This is a genomic window from Streptomyces sp. NPDC051561 (assembly GCF_044454195.1).
Lineage (GTDB): Bacteria > Actinomycetota > Actinomycetes > Streptomycetales > Streptomycetaceae > Streptomyces.
The window spans coordinates 1-16348 of record NZ_JBITDM010000028.1 but is presented as its reverse complement, the minus strand read 5'-3'; the positions used below and the strand labels follow the sequence as shown (position 1 = coordinate 16348).

Annotated in this window: 18 protein-coding genes; 10 read left to right on the top strand and 8 right to left on the bottom strand. The window is 68.9% G+C overall.

Annotated features, from left to right (window positions below):
* Nucleotides 1–30: 30 nt before the first annotated feature.
* The 3 genes from ACIA73_RS36680 to ACIA73_RS36670 all read left to right on the top strand — a co-directional run bounded on the left by ACIA73_RS36680 (nucleotide 31) and on the right by ACIA73_RS36670 (nucleotide 2191).
* Nucleotides 31–615 carry a hypothetical protein gene (locus tag ACIA73_RS36680; protein ID WP_399443304.1) on the top strand — a complete coding sequence of 195 codons (585 nt, stop codon included), beginning with the start codon at nucleotides 31–33 and terminating at the stop codon, nucleotides 613–615.
* A 73-nt stretch (nucleotides 616–688) separates the two neighbouring features.
* A complete protein-coding gene (locus ACIA73_RS36675) occupies nucleotides 689–1924 on the top strand; it encodes a hypothetical protein (protein ID WP_399443303.1) in 1236 nt (411 codons plus the stop codon).
* Nucleotides 1925–2026: 102 nt separating this feature from the next.
* Nucleotides 2027–2191 carry a hypothetical protein gene (locus tag ACIA73_RS36670; protein WP_399443302.1) on the top strand — a complete coding sequence of 55 codons (165 nt, stop codon included), beginning with the start codon at nucleotides 2027–2029 and terminating at the stop codon, nucleotides 2189–2191.
* Between the two features lie 208 nt (nucleotides 2192–2399).
* On the opposite strand, the gene ACIA73_RS36665 is transcribed toward ACIA73_RS36670, so the two are convergent.
* Nucleotides 2400–2981, bottom strand: coding sequence for a hypothetical protein (locus ACIA73_RS36665; RefSeq protein ID WP_399443301.1), 582 nt, complete (start codon nucleotides 2979–2981; stop codon nucleotides 2400–2402).
* 198 nt (nucleotides 2982–3179) lie between these two features.
* Between ACIA73_RS36665 and ACIA73_RS36660 the strand changes: the two genes are divergently transcribed.
* From ACIA73_RS36660 to ACIA73_RS36645, 4 genes are all read left to right on the top strand, one after another.
* Nucleotides 3180–3464 (top strand): helix-turn-helix domain-containing protein, encoded by a 285-nt coding sequence (locus ACIA73_RS36660; protein ID WP_399443300.1) that lies wholly within the window; start codon nucleotides 3180–3182, stop codon nucleotides 3462–3464.
* Nucleotides 3461–5056, top strand: a complete 1596-nt coding sequence (locus ACIA73_RS36655; RefSeq protein ID WP_399443299.1) for a helix-turn-helix domain-containing protein — start codon at nucleotides 3461–3463, stop codon at nucleotides 5054–5056. Before ACIA73_RS36660 ends, ACIA73_RS36655 begins: the two co-directional genes overlap by 4 nt.
* Nucleotides 5057–5626, top strand: a complete 570-nt coding sequence (locus tag ACIA73_RS36650; protein WP_399443298.1) for a transcriptional regulator — start codon at nucleotides 5057–5059, stop codon at nucleotides 5624–5626. It abuts the gene before it with no gap.
* Between the two features lie 537 nt (nucleotides 5627–6163).
* Nucleotides 6164–6439 (top strand): hypothetical protein, encoded by a 276-nt coding sequence (locus tag ACIA73_RS36645; protein WP_399443297.1) that lies wholly within the window; start codon nucleotides 6164–6166, stop codon nucleotides 6437–6439.
* A gap of 45 nt (nucleotides 6440–6484) precedes the next feature.
* Here the strand turns inward: ACIA73_RS36645 and ACIA73_RS36640 are convergent, their stop codons facing one another.
* Nucleotides 6485–6697 carry a hypothetical protein gene (locus tag ACIA73_RS36640; RefSeq protein WP_399443296.1) on the bottom strand — a complete coding sequence of 71 codons (213 nt, stop codon included), beginning with the start codon at nucleotides 6695–6697 and terminating at the stop codon, nucleotides 6485–6487.
* 744 nt (nucleotides 6698–7441) lie between these two features.
* Here ACIA73_RS36640 and ACIA73_RS36635 point away from each other — a divergent pair.
* Nucleotides 7442–8836, top strand: coding sequence for a replication-relaxation family protein (locus tag ACIA73_RS36635; protein WP_399443295.1), 1395 nt, complete (start codon nucleotides 7442–7444; stop codon nucleotides 8834–8836).
* A 50-nt stretch (nucleotides 8837–8886) separates the two neighbouring features.
* Here ACIA73_RS36635 and ACIA73_RS36630 read toward each other — a convergent pair whose 3' ends face one another.
* From ACIA73_RS36630 to ACIA73_RS36620, 3 genes are all read right to left on the bottom strand, one after another.
* On the bottom strand, nucleotides 8887–9135 hold the full coding sequence (locus ACIA73_RS36630; protein WP_399443294.1) for a hypothetical protein: 249 nt from the start codon (nucleotides 9133–9135) through the stop codon (nucleotides 8887–8889).
* 77 nt (nucleotides 9136–9212) lie between these two features.
* Nucleotides 9213–9545, bottom strand: coding sequence for a hypothetical protein (locus tag ACIA73_RS36625; protein WP_399443293.1), 333 nt, complete (start codon nucleotides 9543–9545; stop codon nucleotides 9213–9215).
* Nucleotides 9542–10465, bottom strand: a complete 924-nt coding sequence (locus tag ACIA73_RS36620; RefSeq protein ID WP_399443292.1) for a replication initiation protein — start codon at nucleotides 10463–10465, stop codon at nucleotides 9542–9544. Before ACIA73_RS36620 ends, ACIA73_RS36625 begins: the two co-directional genes overlap by 4 nt.
* Nucleotides 10466–10982: 517 nt before the next feature.
* Here ACIA73_RS36620 and ACIA73_RS36615 point away from each other — a divergent pair.
* Nucleotides 10983–11450: a hypothetical protein gene (locus ACIA73_RS36615; RefSeq protein ID WP_399443291.1), complete on the top strand. Its 468-nt coding sequence runs from the start codon at nucleotides 10983–10985 to the stop codon at nucleotides 11448–11450.
* A gap of 1 nt (nucleotide 11451) precedes the next feature.
* Nucleotides 11452–12180: a GNAT family N-acetyltransferase gene (locus tag ACIA73_RS36610; protein ID WP_399443290.1), complete on the top strand. Its 729-nt coding sequence runs from the start codon at nucleotides 11452–11454 to the stop codon at nucleotides 12178–12180.
* A 141-nt stretch (nucleotides 12181–12321) separates the two neighbouring features.
* Here ACIA73_RS36610 and ACIA73_RS36605 read toward each other — a convergent pair whose 3' ends face one another.
* The 3 genes from ACIA73_RS36605 to ACIA73_RS36595 are packed head-to-tail and all read right to left on the bottom strand — an operon-like array spanning nucleotide 12322 to nucleotide 15776.
* Complete coding sequence (locus tag ACIA73_RS36605) at nucleotides 12322–12777, bottom strand: hypothetical protein (RefSeq protein WP_399443289.1); 456 nt, start codon at nucleotides 12775–12777, stop codon at nucleotides 12322–12324.
* A gap of 9 nt (nucleotides 12778–12786) precedes the next feature.
* Nucleotides 12787–13224 (bottom strand): HEAT repeat domain-containing protein, encoded by a 438-nt coding sequence (locus tag ACIA73_RS36600; protein WP_399443288.1) that lies wholly within the window; start codon nucleotides 13222–13224, stop codon nucleotides 12787–12789.
* On the bottom strand, nucleotides 13191–15776 hold the full coding sequence (locus ACIA73_RS36595) for a Helicase associated domain protein (protein ID WP_399443287.1): 2586 nt from the start codon (nucleotides 15774–15776) through the stop codon (nucleotides 13191–13193). Before ACIA73_RS36595 ends, ACIA73_RS36600 begins: the two co-directional genes overlap by 34 nt.
* Between the last annotated feature and the right edge of the window lie 572 nt (nucleotides 15777–16348).

Here is a 16348-nt window from a genome sequence, read left to right as displayed (position 1 = left end):
GACACACAGCAGCGAGCAGGGGAGGGCGACATGCCGGTTGGACGCAAGGGGTGCCCGGTGGCGACCGTGCTGACGGTCGAGGAGCACCGCCGCCTGGCGGAGGTTGAGGCCGGGGCGAATCAGCTGGAGGACTTCACGTGGTGTGAGCTGGAGCCGGGCACGCATGAGGGGGACTGGCACTATGCGGAGGGGCAGGCGGGCAACGACGGGGTTTGGTGGCTGCGGTGGAAGGCCGGTGTCCGCGAGATCGTCCGCATCCCGTTCTGCCCCGCCGAAGATGAGCGCCCCCAGGGGGAGCTTTTGGGCGGTGAGCGGGAGCCGTGCACGCTGTTCGAAGGGCATGCGGGCGGCCATGACTTCGAGTACGGGCTCGATGCGAACCGTTCGGGCCTGCTGCACCGGGCCCTGACAGTCGGTGACCTCCGCAAGGCACTGGAGGGCCTGGACGACTCCGCGGCTATCCGTGTCGGAGCCGTCAGCGACGGCGTCCTGCCCGCGACCGGGACCGAGGCATTGCTTCAGGCCGTCGCTGACGGGGCCGCTTCCCGGGCGGAAGGCGCGCTCGTACTGCTCATCGGCCTCAACACGATGGCCCCAGGCGACCGTACGGGCTGACCGGGCGTGCCGGAGCGACCGGTTGGGTACGGCTTCCTTTCCGGAGGGGCCAGGACCATGGGGGTGGTCGCAGGTGGGGAAGGCGAGTCGGGGAAAGAAGCAGCGGACCCGGGACGTGGCGGGTTCCTGGAGTTCGGCGGCCGCGGCCCGCACCGCGCACCGGGCCCGCACGGACACCATGCGCCTGCTGCCCGGCAATACCTGGGTGCACGCCCTCATGGCGTCGAACGCCGGGCAGCGGCTGTCCGAGCTGTTCTCGGTGATCGGCAACAGCGACGTCCCGGTCGAGGCCCACGAGTCGATGACGCTGGCGATGACAGTCGGCAAGCAGGGCCTGGCCCCGCCGTGGCCGCATGACCCGAACGAGATGGCCTCCTGGCAGATCGATCAGATCCTGCACGTCCTGGGCCAGGGAGAGTTGTTCGTACTGACGCCGGCGGCGCACGCCGCGGCCATGGCCGCCACCGCGACCCTGGAGCCCGCCGACGTCGCCACCCTGGACCGGGAACGCGACCTGCCCGCACGCACCGGCCTGGTGGTGCTGCCCGAGCCCGTCGTGGTCGCCAACCGGGGCGGTACTCTCTCCGACACCCTCGCCTACGGCTGGCAGTGCATCACCCAGCACCAGATCCTGCCCAAGGCCGCCTACGCCGGGGTTCAGGTCACGACCTTCATGGACCGCGACGGACCCGTGCAGCCTGCGGACTGGCAGGCCGTCGTCTCCACCGCCCGCGCCCTGGGATCCCCGCTGCCCCCGCTCGTGCCGGACGGCATGTACGGGCTGCGCGGCGACAGCGCCGCCTCCGATTGGAGCGGCGAGCAGCTCTCCTCGCTCTCCACCCAGCACCGGCAGCTCAACACCGCTTTGAACCAGGCCGCCGGACCGGGCCGTGGCGCACCGGAGGTAGGGGAGTGGGACGGCGGAACCGTCCAGGACGTTTTCGACGACTTCACGGCCCGCTACATGTTCGCGCTCTGGAGGCTGATGGCCCAGGGCATCACCACCACCAGCAACATCCCCGGGCCCCGGCCCGGCAACAGCGTTCCCGCCCACTCCGGCCGCAGGCACACCGCCCCCGAGCCCGAGGTGCGGGTCATCCGCCTGGCCCGCCCACCGGCCGGCCCCGAGGCCGCCACGGAGACGGCCACACGCCGCTACCGGCACCGCTGGCCGGTGCGGATGCACAAAGTGCGCCAGTGGTACCCGAGCCTCAAGGAGCACAAAGTCATCTGGCGTGGCCCGTATATCAAGGGGCCGGCCGACGCCCCGCTCCTGACCGGGGAGAAGGTCTACCTCGTCGACGGGTAACTACTGCGCCCCGCGCACGTGCGCCGGCGGCATGACCGTGTGGCCCGGCGATTGTTGGCCGTTCCAGCTTCGGCCCGGCCATTCAGCCACTACTTTCGGCCCATGGGCGACGACATAGACGAGATTGAAAAGCTCCTGCAGACCATGTCCACGGTGACGTTCCCCTCGGCGTGGAAGGGATGCCTCATCTGGTCCTCAGGTCTGGTCTCCTGGCATCTCGCCCAGCGCCCCAGCACGTGGACGCCGCTCCAGCAGCAGCCGGCTTAGGCCCACCTCTACATTCGCCACGTGGGCGAGGTTATTGCCTGCGCCCTGCACGCCGTTGCGGTCCAGGAGCAGGCCCGGGGGTCTACTTCCCCGGGCTCAACGGCTGTGACGGTGCTGCAGAGTGAGAGTGGTGGCCGCGAGTGCGGTGAGGACCGGACAACGGCGTGTTCGGTTCGCAGATGGCTGTGCGCAGCTCGCCAGCGTTAACTCAGAGGAGATCAGGCACATAGATGCCTGCTGCCCGGCCAATCTGTACGACGTTCATAGTCGGCTGCAGGGGGGACGGCTTCCAGCCCGTCGCTTCCTGAATGAATCCGCCCTTGTTGCCGTCCGTACTGTTCCATCCGAGGTCCAGGACTGGCAGTCGCATCCAGTTCAGTGGCTCTCCGGTGTCCGCGTTGACCGGGTCCGTGTAGTGGGTGAGGAAGTCTTCCCGCGGGCCCCCGGCACAGGGCAGCCCGGGAAGGGTGCGCGAGTCTACGACGAACGGGGCGCCCTCGAAGATGCCGGTGACGGTCGGTTTGGTGACGAACCAGTTGATGTGGACCTCGCCGGGCCGGTACAGGTCCGGCCACTGCTTGTGAAAGTGGTCGGCCGTCTTGTCGGCCCACATGCGCCATAGGTCGTGGGCGCTGATCTCGTCACGGGTGTAGTCGTCGCTGATCGGAGAGCCGGACGGTTCGGGCAGAAGGACGAGTTCCTCCGTAAAGGCGAACCCATTGCCCTTGTACGAGAAGGTCCAGTTGGTGCCTGGCGAGTAGGGCTGCACGGTTGTCTTGGTACGAGGCATTCCAGCAGTTTGCCGATGTTGAAGCCCGTGTGGAACCGGTTCCCGGAGCCTGTACCGCGTGACGTCGAGAGGGCCCGGCGGGGAGTGCGCCGCTCGGCTTCGTCGTGGCCACCACCCGTACATCTAAAAAGCCCATGAAAGCGCTGTAGGAGGCAATCTTCATGCGTAAAACACATGCTGCTTGGTAGGGTGTTGGACATGGGAATGAGCTTGGAGGAATCACTGCGGCTGACCGTCGCGGCGCTGATGCAGGCGACGGGAGATTCACAGCGGATGGTCGCTGAAGTACTCGGGTTGACTCAGACGCAGATTTCGCGCCGTCAGTCCGGCGCCGCGTCGTGGCAGTTGGATGACGTCGACGCACTCGCCACCCACTACGGCGTCCAGCCCCTGGAGCTCCTCGACGGCCCGACGAAGGCGTGCGAGGCACTGCCCGCCGACCGGCTGCGGTCGGCCAAGGAGAAGAAGGGGGCCGGCCGATGACCGGCAACGGTTTCGACGCGATCGACTCGCTGCTGTCCTCCGTCACCGAGCAGGCCGCCCTCCCCGAGCCAGGGGTGCGCCGTGAGCTGCGCGAGCGCGCGCACCTGTCCAAGGCGCAGGTCGCGAAGGCGCTCGGGGTGAGCCCGTCCACGGTGTCCGGCTGGGAGAGTGGCCGTGACCCGAGCGGGGAGGTCCGCACCAAGTACGCGTACCTCCTCGACGGCCTCGCGGCGAAGTTCACCGACCAGACCCCGCAACCGGCCGACGACGACCAGGCCGACACCGACCCGGCCCCCGAGGACACGTCCACCGAGGCCGTACCCGAGGACGACGAGCTGGCGGACGACGTCGAGGTCCTGGCGGTGCCCGAGCCGTGCGTGCTGTGCGGAAACCCGGCCGGTCACCGGATCGACGGCTTCGCACAGCACCTCGACCCCACCGACTGCCAGAGTGCCCCCGCTCCTCCGGCCCCCGCTCCGGCGGAACCCGCCGCCGACCTCGACACCGCTCCGGCCCGTACGACGCCCGCCCCGAAGTCGGCACCGTCCGCGCGTCCGGCCCGTACGAACCGCCCGGCCTCCCGGCCGGTGGTGGAGAAGAAGCCGCGCGGGCGGGCGTTCCAGGAGGAGACCGGTCCCGGCGACCTCATTGTCCAGGCCGTCCAGGCCGCCCTTACCGAAGCTGGCGGCGACGTCGAGGAAGCCACTGCCGCGCTGATCAAGCGGGCGATCCCGGACGCGATGGCGCTGCTCGACGAGACGAGGAAGGGCGGCCGGTACGACGTCGTCGCCCACCCCGCACTGCCGAAGATCCTGCGCAAGCAGACCTCCAAGGGCGCCGACCAGGTCTGGGAAGCCCGCCCCAAGTGGACCCGCAGGCAGCTGCCCGAAGGCGCGCATGAGGTGGTCGCGCTCGACATGAACGCCGCCTACCTCTCCGCCCTCAAGACCCACCTGCCCATCGGACAGCTGGAACACAGCTCAGGCTTCGACTTCGACCGTCGCCGCGCCGGAGTCCACCTGGTCACCCCGCCCGTCTGGGAGCACGAGGACGTCCTGCCCAACCCGATCGGCAACCGCGACGAGCCAGGCCCGCTCTGGGTGACCGAGCCGACGCTGCGCCTGCTGCTGCGCCTGTCCAGCCCCAAGCACCAGCTCTGCGACCCGCCCGAGATCCACGAGTCGTACACCTCCGGCTCGACCGAGGGCCTGCTGGAGAAGTTCCGCACCACGCTCACCGAGGCCCGCGCGCAGGCTCTGGCCGACGGGGATGAGGTGACGCTGGAGTACGTGAAGGCGATGTACTCGAAGTTCGTCTCCACGCTGGGGGAGTCGAACTACAACAGGGAGATCTACCGCCAGGACTGGATGCACCTCATCCGCTCCCAGGCGTTCGCCAACCTCTGGATGAAGGCGTGGAAGGCCCACGAAAGCGGGCTGCACGTCGTACGGGCCATGGGCACCGACGAGCTCCACGTCATCGGCGACTGGCACCAAGTGTTCCCCGAAGGACGGGGCGTCACCGAGGTCAAGGTGAAGGACACGTACACCGTCGGCACAGACGCCGACAGCCAGACGGGGGAGGGGAAGTAAGTGCCCGAGAAGAACCTCGACTTCGGCAAGTTCGGGGCCAGCGGCATTAAGGGCAGCGACGCGCTCGCCCGCCAACTAGACCGCCTCGCCGGAGGAATCGCCACCCCGGTCACCTCCAAGCGCGGCTGGTCGGCCCGCCTGAACTACCTCACCCGCACCGACCACGCGCGGGAGGCGGCGAAAGCCGCCGGCCTGACCGTCACCGACCGCACCCTCAAAGCCTGGCGCGAGGGCAAGCGCACCCCGTCCCGGGCAAGCCTGGAGAAGATCGAACGCGCCTACACCCGCGTACGCCGCCAGAACGTCGCCACGCACCTCCTCAAGCGCCTCAACTCCGGCGGGGGCACCCGGGTGGAGATCCACCCGATCAACCAGTCCCGCGTCGACCAGCGCCTGAAGCGTGACGTGGGGTACCGCACGATGAACGTCCGCCGCTGGGACACGATCGTCGGCTCCTGGGCTGCCAGCGACCACACCGGCCTCGAAGCGGCCTGGGACGACGTCATCGGTGATCTCGGCTCGAACTGGGGCCAGTACGAGTACGTCACCAACGTGGGCTTCGCCGCGTAGCCGCACATTCAAGAAGGCCCCGGGGTGCACAAACACCGGGGCCTTCTGATGGAGGTAGTGCGCGGGGCACTGTCCTCCTCAACGACGCTCCCGGCGGGTGGGTCACGGCCGCGCGGGAACCCACCACGCCTTCCAGACCCTGGACTCCCACGGGGTTGTGCCCTGGAGCCGGTGGCGGGAAGCCGGAGGACCGGTCCTGCCGGGTAGCAGAGAAGTCGAGCCGGGAGCTCCTGCTGGCCGTCCTTGGGCTCCTCCTTTGGAACCCACTTGGGTGGCCATGCCACCCATACCCCGCAAAACCCCTGACCAGAAGCGGTCCTGAGCCCGTTTCAGCGCCGTCATACCCCTCTTATCTCCTTTGTCAGAAGGACAGGAGATCATCGGGTCCGACGGGCCGGGTGCCCTTCCCCCAGCCCCCGGGCTGCCCGCGCACCTGGGGGCGTCCCGCGAAGAGCCGGCCGGGGGACACCGTCGTGGCGCCGCCCGGACCTCTGGCGCAGCCCCCGGCTGTCAGTGGCGGCTGGGAGGCTGGAACGCATGGACAGGGATGAGGAGTTGCTGCGCGGCCGGATCTACGGCGAGGACCACGACCATCCCCGGCCCGGCCCCAAGCCCGGCCGGGTATATGCCGAACTGGTCGGCGGCCCGCTGGACGGCCTGTTGCTCGACATCACCGGCTGGAGCGCGGACGCGATCGACGCCGGGATTGCGCTGTTGACCGAGCTCGGGCAGTTCGGCCCCGGCGGCCGGGCCCTGTACGACCCGCGCCCCGGCGAGCGGAACCGCTGGGACTGGTCCGGGGACACCTCCTGATCAACAGCCGGGCAGGGGACTTGTCCTGCCCGGCTGCTGCTGCGACTACTCCCAGAGCCCCAGTGCGTGGCAGAGGGCTCTGAGCCAGTCCGGCGGATCGCTGAGGAACTTGTCCATCAGCCGGGCCGTGAGCGACCGAGTGGCGCCCTGCACAGCCCCTTGGGCTGCTGCGGCGGCCAGACCGGCACCGGCAGCGCTCTGCTGCGGGGGTATGGGAGTGGGCGGCGGAACAGGCGCGGGAATGTTGTCCCGGGTCATGATGCTGCCTCCGAGGGGAGGGAAATTGAGGACAGCGGACACCTGTGGGGGTGTCTCGTCCGCGTGGAGGTGGTGAGCGCCTCGCGGTCGGCGGTCCTGCTGCGGCTCTCTGCCGGAGAGCTCGTCCCTGACCCAGGGTGGTGTCATCAGCGTAGCGTCGAGCGGCTCAGGGGTTCCCCTGGACGCCTGGCGAGTGGTCATCTGCAATACCTCCGGGGCGAGTTCGGTGGAGCGGTAGGACAGTGACAGGGCTCAAGTGCTTGCGTCTTGTCCTCCCGGGCAGGGCTTCTTCACCCTCTGGAGCGGGAAGCCGGAGTCCGGACAGCAGCGGCCCGGAAGAAGGATTTCGGGGCGTGGCAAAGGCCCGGACACCGGCCCGGGCCATGCTCTAGATCCCTTCTGGGGAGTCGAAGGCAGATAAGGGAGCCGGTGGCTTCCCTGACAGGCAGGAAAGCCACCGTGAGCCCCTGCGGGTTGTCCTTGGCATTCCCCTTCGGACTCCACTTGGGTGCCCCGGCATCCCCAGACCGCAAAACCCCTGATCAGAAGCGGTCCTGAGCCCGTTTCAGCGCCGTCACGACCCTCTTCTCTCCCCTTGTTGTCAGTGGTGGGGGAGATCATCGGGTCCGACGGGCCGGGCGCCCTTCCCCAGCCCCCGGGCTGCCCGCGCAGCCGGGGGTCCGGCAGAGTGCCGGCCGAACGGGGAAGGGGCTGCGGCGACACGAGAGGCAGGAGCAGGAGTTCATGGCGCGCAAGACGAATTCGGCGGGGTCCTCCAACGGGCTGCGCAAGGACGTGCTGTCCGTGCTCGGGGTGCTGAAGGTCGCCACCACCGACCAGATCCAGCGGATCGCCTCACCGCACCTCTCATACCGGCACACCGACAAGAAGACGCCATCCGAGCGGAAAACGGCGCGCACCGCTTCGCACGGAGGCGCGTTCGCGGACCTGCGCGACGAGGGCCTGGCGCAGAACGGCGGCACCACCTCCGGCGGCGAGAGCCTGCGCCACCTCACCGAGAAAGGCATGAAGGCCGCCGCGTACGCGCTGGACCGTCCGGCGTGGGAGATGGGCGGCACCGGCAGCGGTGCGGGATCCAGCGGCGCCGATCACCTCATGTCCGTGAACGAGACGATGATCTCGCTGCTGCGGCCGAAGCCGGACCTGCTGCAGCTCGCGGACGACGAACCCGAAGAAGCCCTCCAGGCAGCCCGGGACGCGGTCGCGGCCCCGGCCGGGGTGGGCACGCTCGCCGACTACATGACCGAGGTGGCCCTGCCCGCCACAGGTACCTGGACCAGCCCCGGCAAGGGCGGCGCCCAGGCCGACCTCGTCCTCACCGCCCCCGAAGACGACATCCCGTTGTTGTTCGTCGAGGTCGACAACTGCCACATGAGCGCCCAGAAACTCGCCGGGAAGATCGCCCAGTACCGGGCGTTCTTCGAACGGCCCGCTACCCGAACGCAGTCCGCACAGATGCCGGTGAACCCGATGTGGCGCGCCCGGTGGCAGGCACCCGCTGCGCACGACTGGGAGAACCCGCACCCGCCTGTGCTGTTCGTCTTCAACCGCCTCGGGGAGCGCAACCCCGACACTGTTATCCCCGCCGTGGAGAAACTCGCCCTGGAGCACTGGGCAGGAATCCGGTATCAGGACCACACCCGGTACAGCGGGAAGATCCCCGTCGTGGTCACCGGATTCCACATGCTCCGCGAGCACGGCCCACGCGGGCAGATCTTCCGCCGCTTCGGACGCGACGGCTACCAGAGCCTGCACGACGCGATCGGCAACCCCCGCCGGGACACCGCCGTCATCCGCCAGCGCGAAGCCGCCCGCGCGGAAGACCAGCGCAAGAAGGAACTCCTTGCCCAGGAGGAGCGCGAGCGCCAGGAGTGGAAGGAGGACCGCGCCCGGCAGAAGGATGCCGCGTGGCCCTGCCCGACCTGCGGCCGCCTCACCTGGCCCGAGCACCGGGGCAGCGACGGCCAGTGGGAATCCTCCCCGGACCGGGGCGACGACTGCCGCCCGTGCGCCGGCTACAAGGAACGCGACCGGAAGCTCGCTGAGGAGCGGGCCGCGATGGAAGCGGAAGCGAAGAGGGAAGCGAAGAAGAACGGCCTCTTCGGCTTCCTCCGCTGAAGCCCACGGATACCAGGAGGGGGGCGATCCAGCCCGCGACCGTGCGGACGTCAGCTCGCAGCTCCCTGCTTCGCAGTGTGCGCGGCGCTCTCGTCGTCGAAGGCCCGCATCATGCAGTCCCGGGCTTCCAGCAGTTTGCGCAGACCAACCGTGCGCTCGGTTCCTGCGGGCACGTTCTTGGTGAGGGCGTCGGCAGCGGCGCCCAGGAGCAGGGCCGCCCGGTATCGTCCGGAGTCCTCTTGGGAGACCACGGGGAAGTGGCGGAGCAGTTGCGCGTCGGCTTCGGGGATCTCGGTCACGTGCTCACCGTAGCCCGGCGTGCCGCCGCCCCCGGGTAACAGGCCGTTCGTGTGGACCCGCGCAACCGCACGCCCTGCTACCTGCGCGTTTCCCTCCTGCCGCTGGCGGGTGAGATGTCCCCTTCAGCGGCAGCGGGGTAGGGGGTGAGATCGATACCGGCCGAGCGGGCTTCCTTGAGCCGGGTGGAGACCAGGCCGGCGGAAACGGACAGCTCGCGCGCGATTTCGTACCCCTTGAGCCCCTGACGGTGCAGCTCAACGATCTGGTCCCGGCGCTGGCGGGACCGGTCCTCGTACGCCGTACGTTCCTCGGCGACCATGCGGACCACCGTCCGCGGCGAGACTCCGAAGCGGTTCGCGAGTTCACGGGCCGTCACCGTACGGCGCTCGCGGTGGGGTTGCTGCGTCATGACGTCCCCCTCATGTACTCCAGCATCGCCACGGTGCGTTCGTCCCGGCGTGCATTACGCACCTTGCCCGAAGCCTTCCCGCCCTTCCCACCGCCCTTCTTGCCGCGGGCGGACTGGATGGCGATGAAGGTGGCCTCGTAGACGGCCGCGCCGTCCTTCCACATCCTCGACCGTGTCGTGATCCACCGGTGGATGCTGTTGGCGATCGCCCGCGCCTCCGACATCGGCAGCGGTTCCGCGAACTCCGCGTTCCGGGTGTGCACTTCCGAAAGGATGGCCGTGTGCAGGGTGTCGGGGCTGCCGAAGTGGTGGCGGACTTCGCGGTACGCCCAGGTCCGGGCCGTCTCGAAGATCGAGCAGTTGCGCCCCAGCCCAGTGACGTTGGTACGGAACCGCTTGGTCTCCCGCCAGCGCGCGGGCGGCATGTGAGAGCCCAGCGCCTCCTCCAGCCCTCCGAGGGTGTGGAGATCGCCATGGAGCCACTCGGTGCTCCAGTCCGTGTGCAGCGGATTCTTCGTCATCAGCCCCGAGTAGGCCGCATCCCCATCCATCGCCCGGCGCAGCCCCTCGGTGACGGCGGCCGCGTAGGCCAGCGGCTTGCGCCGGGCGTACTCGGTCCGCGTCACCGCCTCCGCCAGAGCCCACACTGCATGCGCATGCCCATTCACCGGGTTCTCCACCACCGCGTTCGGCAACGGATGCGAGTCCACCGACGACACCGCCCGCAGCACCGCATCCGCGTGGTCCACATCCACCACCAGCAGATTGCTCAGAGCCGACGGGTTCGCCTCCACGTAACGACGCGTCATCGCCACAGGCCGCCGCTCCCGCCGGATCCCCTCCTGCAGTCGATTCGTCGCGTACGGCCGCAACGGCAGCCACAACTCATCCCACTGCACCACCGGCAACTCCATACTCATGCGCTGATCATCCCGGACAGGCCGAGCAGGGAGGTGCGGACACGCCGCAGTATTCAAAGTAAGTCACGAAGACCAAGTCAGATGGTTCCCTGCCCGCGCCCCTGCGCGACCTCCCCCCACCCCACCCGTACTCCCGGAAGGAACTTCAAAGTGCGCCACGAAGACCAAGTCAGATGATTGCGGGAGGAGGGGCTTTCGCCGGGAGCCTCCGGCACTGTCACGTGGGGCCGAATCTTTAAAGCCAGCCAGAAGCCAAGTCAGATGCACACCACAGGAACCCGACTGCCTCGGAGCTCCGGGAGCGCGTTGTTTGATGTCGGCGCCCTCTACCGACTTCCCGTCCAGCTCCTGGGCGACCTCGACACCTCCGAGCGCCGGCGCGCAGGGCCTCAGCACCGGGAACGTCTGCTCGAAACTCTTTCCGCCGCAGGGCTGACCGGTCGCACCCTGTCGGCCAGGCCCAGGCTCCGGCAGGGTGAGAGGTTCCGCAAAGCGATCAACGGGAGGGGACACAGCGATGGCGTACGAGGACCGCACGTACCACGGCATCCAAAGAGTTGGAGGCGACGAGGACGAGTGGCAGCCCGCCCGGCTCCTGGTCGAAATGCCCGAGGACGGGCCCACCCAACGCGAGACCGTGAAGGTGCTGAGGGAACTGCCCGAACCCGAGGACAGCGGTGGCTTCGGCTGGGGCTACAACGGCACCGGCACCAGCCATACCGCCGCTTCGGTCCTCGCCGACGCCCTCGACCTCGGCGAGCCGGAAGCGTGTGGCATCGGCTTCGTCGCCTACCCCGAGGACACAGTCCTCGTCGCGCTGCGCGAGGACTTCTGCGTCGACTTCCTCTCGCAGTTCTGCGACGAATGGCGCCTCGGACGCGCCGCCGTCCTGCGCTGGGCCCGCGGCTGGTACCTCCAGCGAGGCATCACCGAACTGCCCGCCGCCCTGCGCGACCTCCCGCCGCTCGTGGACATCGACGTCTGACATGAGCCGGCACACGACGAAGAAGGCGAAGCCCAAGCAAGCAGCACCGCTGTCCGCCGACCGGATCCGCGACGGCTGGCCAGGGCCCGATGGCACCCGCATCCGACAAGCGCGAGCCCAAGACACCGAGGCCGCGAACACCCTGTTGGAAGCCGCCGGAGTTCGGCTCATCCCGGCCTTGCAGTCGGCGATCGAGGACGGGACGGAGGGCGCCGCGCTGCTCGACGGCCTGGGCGGCACCCGGCAGACCTTGCAGCAGAGCTTCGCGCACAAGACAGCCGGACACACCTCGGGCGAGTCGATGAGCAGCACCAGCCTCACCCTGGTCGCCGCCGACGACCAGGACCGGCCGGTCGGAGTCTTGTCCGTCACCGCCCCGGCCACCGTCATCGGCAGAGCGATGGACGCCGGCTACTCCGGAGACAGAGCCCTGGCCCTGAGCCTGTTCATCGCGAAGGTCCACGGCCTGGCCGTCGCCGAACAGGCCCGTGGCCAGGGGATCGCCGGTGTCCTGATGAAACGGGCCTGGCAGGTCTACCACCAGCTCGACTACTTCCTGCTGTACGGCTCGTACGAGACCCACCGCGACCTGGGCGCCTTCTACACCCGGTGCGGCTACACCGTCCACGCCCCCGGCGAGGCCGTGTCCCTCGACCGCATCGCCCTGCCCTTCAGCGTCGGCGTAGAAAGCAGCGAGAGCATCTTCACCCGCTGGCGCCCCCGCCGCTGAGCGAGCAGCGCAGCACGGCGGAGGGCCCCGGTGATGCACTCACCGGGGCCCTCCGCCGCAACTACGGCGAGACCCCGTCGATCTCCACCGCGATGAACGGCCCCAGCCCGGCCGAACCCCGGCCCTGTGCTGCGCGCTGGTTCACAGCAGCGTGCCGACGCCCCAGGTGGTGCTGATGTCGTTGAGCCACCGGTCCGGCAGTTCTCCGTTCCACCGTGCGGCCAGCGCGTACCGGGAGCGGACCTCGACCAGCTGCTCCAGCACGATCAGCGACACCGGGTGCGCGAGCAGTTCACGCCGCCCGTGCCTGGCCGTTGCGGACTGCGGCCCGTACTCCGCGTACAGCCGCTCCAGCCGTTCGCGGTAGGTGTTCATGAACTCTTCCAGCCGCACCGGGTACGCCGCCCTTTCCTCCTCGGTGAGCACGGACCACAGGACGGGCAGGACTTCCTCGGTCATGGAGTCGTCGAAGCGGACGTGGACCGCGAACGCGGCGTACGACCGCACCGCGACCGCCAGCACCATGTCCGCAGCACCGTCCCGCACTTCCTCTGCTGCCCGGTCCACCGGACCGCTGGTGTACGCATCCGTGCTCATCGCGCTGCCTCAACCTCCTGTGCTCTCTACCCACGTCCGGAGTTCTGCGGCGCCCTGACGAATAGCTGCTTCCGGGGCCCAGGCCAGCCTTTGGCACAGAACCAGAAGATCCATCGTTCCGGCGCCTTCGGCGACTGCGTCGTGCACCCCGGTCTGTATCCAGTCGCCGTGACTGTCCCCGGCCCCGGCCACCGCCCGCGCAAGCACCTCTACCGCGGCCACCGTCCCTGCCCGTACCAAGGCCTCTGCCGTCTGCCGCGTCACCGCCGTGTTCTGGACGTCCAGGAGCAGCCCCACCAACGCCGTAGCGGCCTCAGGAACCCCGGCGAACGAAGCGAGCACATTCCCGGCCCGCGCACGCCCTGCCCACGAAGACGACGAGGCCCCCGCCAACGCCTCCAACAACCCGTCCACTACGACCGCGCCGCCTTCTTCGTCGTGGTCCATCGCATCCCCAACGCGTCCAGTGCAGCCCGGCGTTCGTCGCTGAGCTTGTCGGCACGCTTACGGATGTTGTCCAGGACCATCCCCAACTTCACGTCCACTACCTCAAAGCCGTCAGCGCCGCTCTGAGCGCCTCCGAACCTGTCGTGTGGCTCCACGGACTCCACATGCTTCCTCGGCACCACCAGGTGCCCCTCACGGGCGTGGAACGCCTTCGCCGCCGCGAGGTTGAGCATCCACTTGTCGTCCTGGGTTCGCTTCACCGGCCGCTCCGACTCCTGCGCCGGTTCGAGACCCAACGCGTTCTCCAAGAGCCACTGCTGCGCGGGCAGCAACGCGTCCCACCCGAACCGGCAGCCCTGCACCCACCGTCCGAGGTCCTCGCCCTGGACGACGACTTCACCGGTCTCCATCGGCATGCTGCCGCCGTGCTCCAGGTGGTTCTGCACGAGCCTGAGGCACCGCTGCCATCCCGCGTCCCATGCCGGGGCCCACCCTGGGTCGATCTCGTTAAGGGCTTCCCGCCGCGTCCAGGACAGCCCACCGACCGCTTCTTCGTCGGAGACCTCAACCCCCTGTTCCTCCAGCTCCTGGAGGCGGGCGTCCGCGAGCCGGGCCGCCGTACGAAGGTTCTTCGCCCACACTCCGACCGGATATCCGTCCCACACCGCCGTGGCCGGCGGGAGGAAGTGCCCGTGCTCGCCCGCCCAACGGCGGGCGGCGGCGAGCCCTTCTTCGAAGGCGTGGTCCTGGTGCGCCCACACCACCCCGAGCTCCTCCAGTTCCCGCACCCGCTCTGCCGCCAGGTCACCGGCCCGGTAGTCCTTGCGCTGCTTCTTCAGCCAGGTCCCCAGCGGGAACCCGCCCGGCGTCCAGTCCTGCGGAGTCACGTAGTCGTACGGGACCTTCAGCTCCCCGTTCTTCGCGACCTCCTTCGCGTACTGCACCGCGGCCGCGAGACCGCTGCGCCAGTAGTCGGTCTCCGGGTGCAGCACCCGCAGCGCCACGAACCGGGCAACCTCCGCCGGATCACGCGGCGTGGAGAACTTCAGCAGCTCCCGCGCGGGCGCGCTCGGACCCTGCGCCTCTCCCTGCTGCTCCTGGCCCTCCATGCCATGGTCCTCGTCGATGTCGTCGTCCTTCCAACTCCCCGTGCGGGGGCGGGAGTCGGCGAGTGCTTCGATCACGTCCGTGTCGTGTGCCCGCAGTGCTCCGAGGACCTTCGCGAGGGTCTCAGCCCCCGGAGACGTCAGCATTTCATCCGGAGTTTCCCCCGGAGCGAGAAAAACGGGAACGACCAGACTGGCGATCTTCCCGTCACCGGGCTGCATACGGAGGGCCCGCCCGACCATTTGCACGATGTCGACCATCGAGCCCCGCGCATCACAGAAAGCGACGGAATCACAGTCCTTCGTGTCGACGCCTTCACCGAGAACGCGAACGGACGCGATCATCTTGAACATCGCCGGATAAGCAACCGTGCCGCCCTTACTGTCCGGCACCTCGATCACGTTCGACGCGAACTCCTGAAGCTGCTCCTTGCGGTAGCCGGGCTTGTGCTCGCCGTACAGCCACGCCGCCCACACCCGCACCGCAGGGTGGTAGCGCTTCGGGTCCTCCGCGTACAGCCGCGCCGCGACACCGGGCAGCCCCTCGGCCATGGCCTCGGCCTCGCTGATACGGGAGTGGAAGGTCAGGCACTTCCGCAGGTTCTCGTCCGCGGCCGCCGTGAGCAGCCCGGCCTGGAGCGCCGCGAGGCGGGCCCCGCGTACGACGTCCGATCCGCGGTCCCCGCCGGCCTGCGCAGCGTGGAGATCCGGATCGGAGATATCGACACACACAACCTGATAAGGGGCAACCAAACCGCGCGAAATGGCCTGCGAGAGCGTCAATTTCCACGCCACCGGGCCGAATACGGGGGAGTCAGGGTCCATGCTCGCGACCAGCCGCGGAGCCTCCCGCCCACCCCGCCGCGCATCCTCGGCGGACTCCCAGATCCTGGCCGTCGCCGTCATGTACAACCTGCGCACGGCCGGGATCTTCGCCTGGTCGTGCACGGCCGCCCACGCCTTCTGGGCGTCACCTGACGTGCGGTGGGCCTCGTCCACGACCATCAGGTCAAACGGCTGCATTCCGAGCGCGTGCGCCTTCCGGACGGCCGTGGTCGCGGTCGCGTACGTCGAGAACACCGTCACCAGCTCGTCGTCACCCACCCACGACAGCAGCTCCGCCTCGTCGGTCGTGCAGGGCATTCCGCTGGATGCTGCGACCTTCGCCTCGCACGCACCGACCATCGCCCCAGCGCGCCCGGCCCGACGCCACTCCGCGGCCATCTGTGCCAGCAGATCCGTCGTCGGCACTAGGACCAACACCCGCCGCGCGTTGAGCCGCTGAGCGGCCACCGCAGCGATCCGGGTCTTCCCCGAAGCCGTCGCGGCGATCACCTGGCACCGCAGTCCCTCCTCCGGCACGGGGGAGCCGGCCGGGAGCTGGAGATACCGAAGCACGGTGTCGACCGCCTCAATCTGATGTGGGCGAAGCCCATTCTCCGACATTCGGGTTTCCTTTCTGAGAGGCCGACGCCGAATTACTCCTGCTATCCCCGTTGGAGCTGGATACAGTCAGCTACTGGGGGAATTAGCCGGTGAATACCGGTGTCGTTCCGGCGATTAACAGTGACAGTTAGACGCAGATTTTTGGCGAGTCGCTCGGGTGGGTGGTGGTCCGCGTTCTGGGTCCAAAGTAGCGGACCTAGAAGGATGACGCATAGGGGTTGAGGGGAGTGACAGGAAGTGTTCGGAACTGGTAGTGTCGGGGGTGCGGGTTGGAGGTTTCGGCCCGTTTCCGGCCCTGATCCGGTCGGGTTTCGCGGCTTCCCGGTACGGGTGGCCGGCCCTTCGAGCCCCCTCCACTCCCTGCACCCACCCACGCGCCCCCGTCGCTGCTGCCAGCTTTTCAGGGTTGCGCGGAGCGTGACCCGTGGTCGGATCGCGGAGCGATCAGGCCCGTCGGCGCAACGCGACGGTGCTGTTGGGCCACGGAGTGGACCGGCAGCCCGTATCGCGGAGCGATACGGGAAAGAGCCGCGTAGCGGCTCCGCGTCGCGTCTGCGGAGCAGACCGCGCGC

Bases quoted from the DNA above. Each gene is read 5' to 3' on its own strand.
- ACIA73_RS36680 (WP_399443304.1), top strand. From the start codon at position 31: ATGCCGGTTGGACGCAAGGGGTGCCCGGTGGCGACCGTGCTGACGGTC.
- ACIA73_RS36670 (WP_399443302.1), top strand. From the start codon at position 2,027: ATGGGCGACGACATAGACGAGATTGAAAAGCTCCTGCAGACCATGTCC.
- ACIA73_RS36665 (WP_399443301.1), bottom strand. From the start codon at position 2,981: ATGCCTCGTACCAAGACAACCGTGCAGCCCTACTCGCCAGGCACCAAC.
- ACIA73_RS36660 (WP_399443300.1), top strand. From the start codon at position 3,180: ATGGGAATGAGCTTGGAGGAATCACTGCGGCTGACCGTCGCGGCGCTG.
- ACIA73_RS36655 (WP_399443299.1), top strand. From the start codon at position 3,461: ATGACCGGCAACGGTTTCGACGCGATCGACTCGCTGCTGTCCTCCGTC.
- ACIA73_RS36645 (WP_399443297.1), top strand. From the start codon at position 6,164: ATGGACAGGGATGAGGAGTTGCTGCGCGGCCGGATCTACGGCGAGGAC.
- ACIA73_RS36640 (WP_399443296.1), bottom strand. From the start codon at position 6,697: ATGACCCGGGACAACATTCCCGCGCCTGTTCCGCCGCCCACTCCCATA.
- ACIA73_RS36635 (WP_399443295.1), top strand. From the start codon at position 7,442: ATGGCGCGCAAGACGAATTCGGCGGGGTCCTCCAACGGGCTGCGCAAG.
- ACIA73_RS36625 (WP_399443293.1), bottom strand. From the start codon at position 9,545: ATGACGCAGCAACCCCACCGCGAGCGCCGTACGGTGACGGCCCGTGAA.
- ACIA73_RS36620 (WP_399443292.1), bottom strand. From the start codon at position 10,465: ATGAGTATGGAGTTGCCGGTGGTGCAGTGGGATGAGTTGTGGCTGCCG.
- ACIA73_RS36615 (WP_399443291.1), top strand. From the start codon at position 10,983: ATGGCGTACGAGGACCGCACGTACCACGGCATCCAAAGAGTTGGAGGC.
- ACIA73_RS36610 (WP_399443290.1), top strand. From the start codon at position 11,452: ATGAGCCGGCACACGACGAAGAAGGCGAAGCCCAAGCAAGCAGCACCG.
- ACIA73_RS36605 (WP_399443289.1), bottom strand. From the start codon at position 12,777: ATGAGCACGGATGCGTACACCAGCGGTCCGGTGGACCGGGCAGCAGAG.
- ACIA73_RS36600 (WP_399443288.1), bottom strand. From the start codon at position 13,224: ATGGACCACGACGAAGAAGGCGGCGCGGTCGTAGTGGACGGGTTGTTG.
- ACIA73_RS36595 (WP_399443287.1), bottom strand. From the start codon at position 15,776: ATGTCGGAGAATGGGCTTCGCCCACATCAGATTGAGGCGGTCGACACC.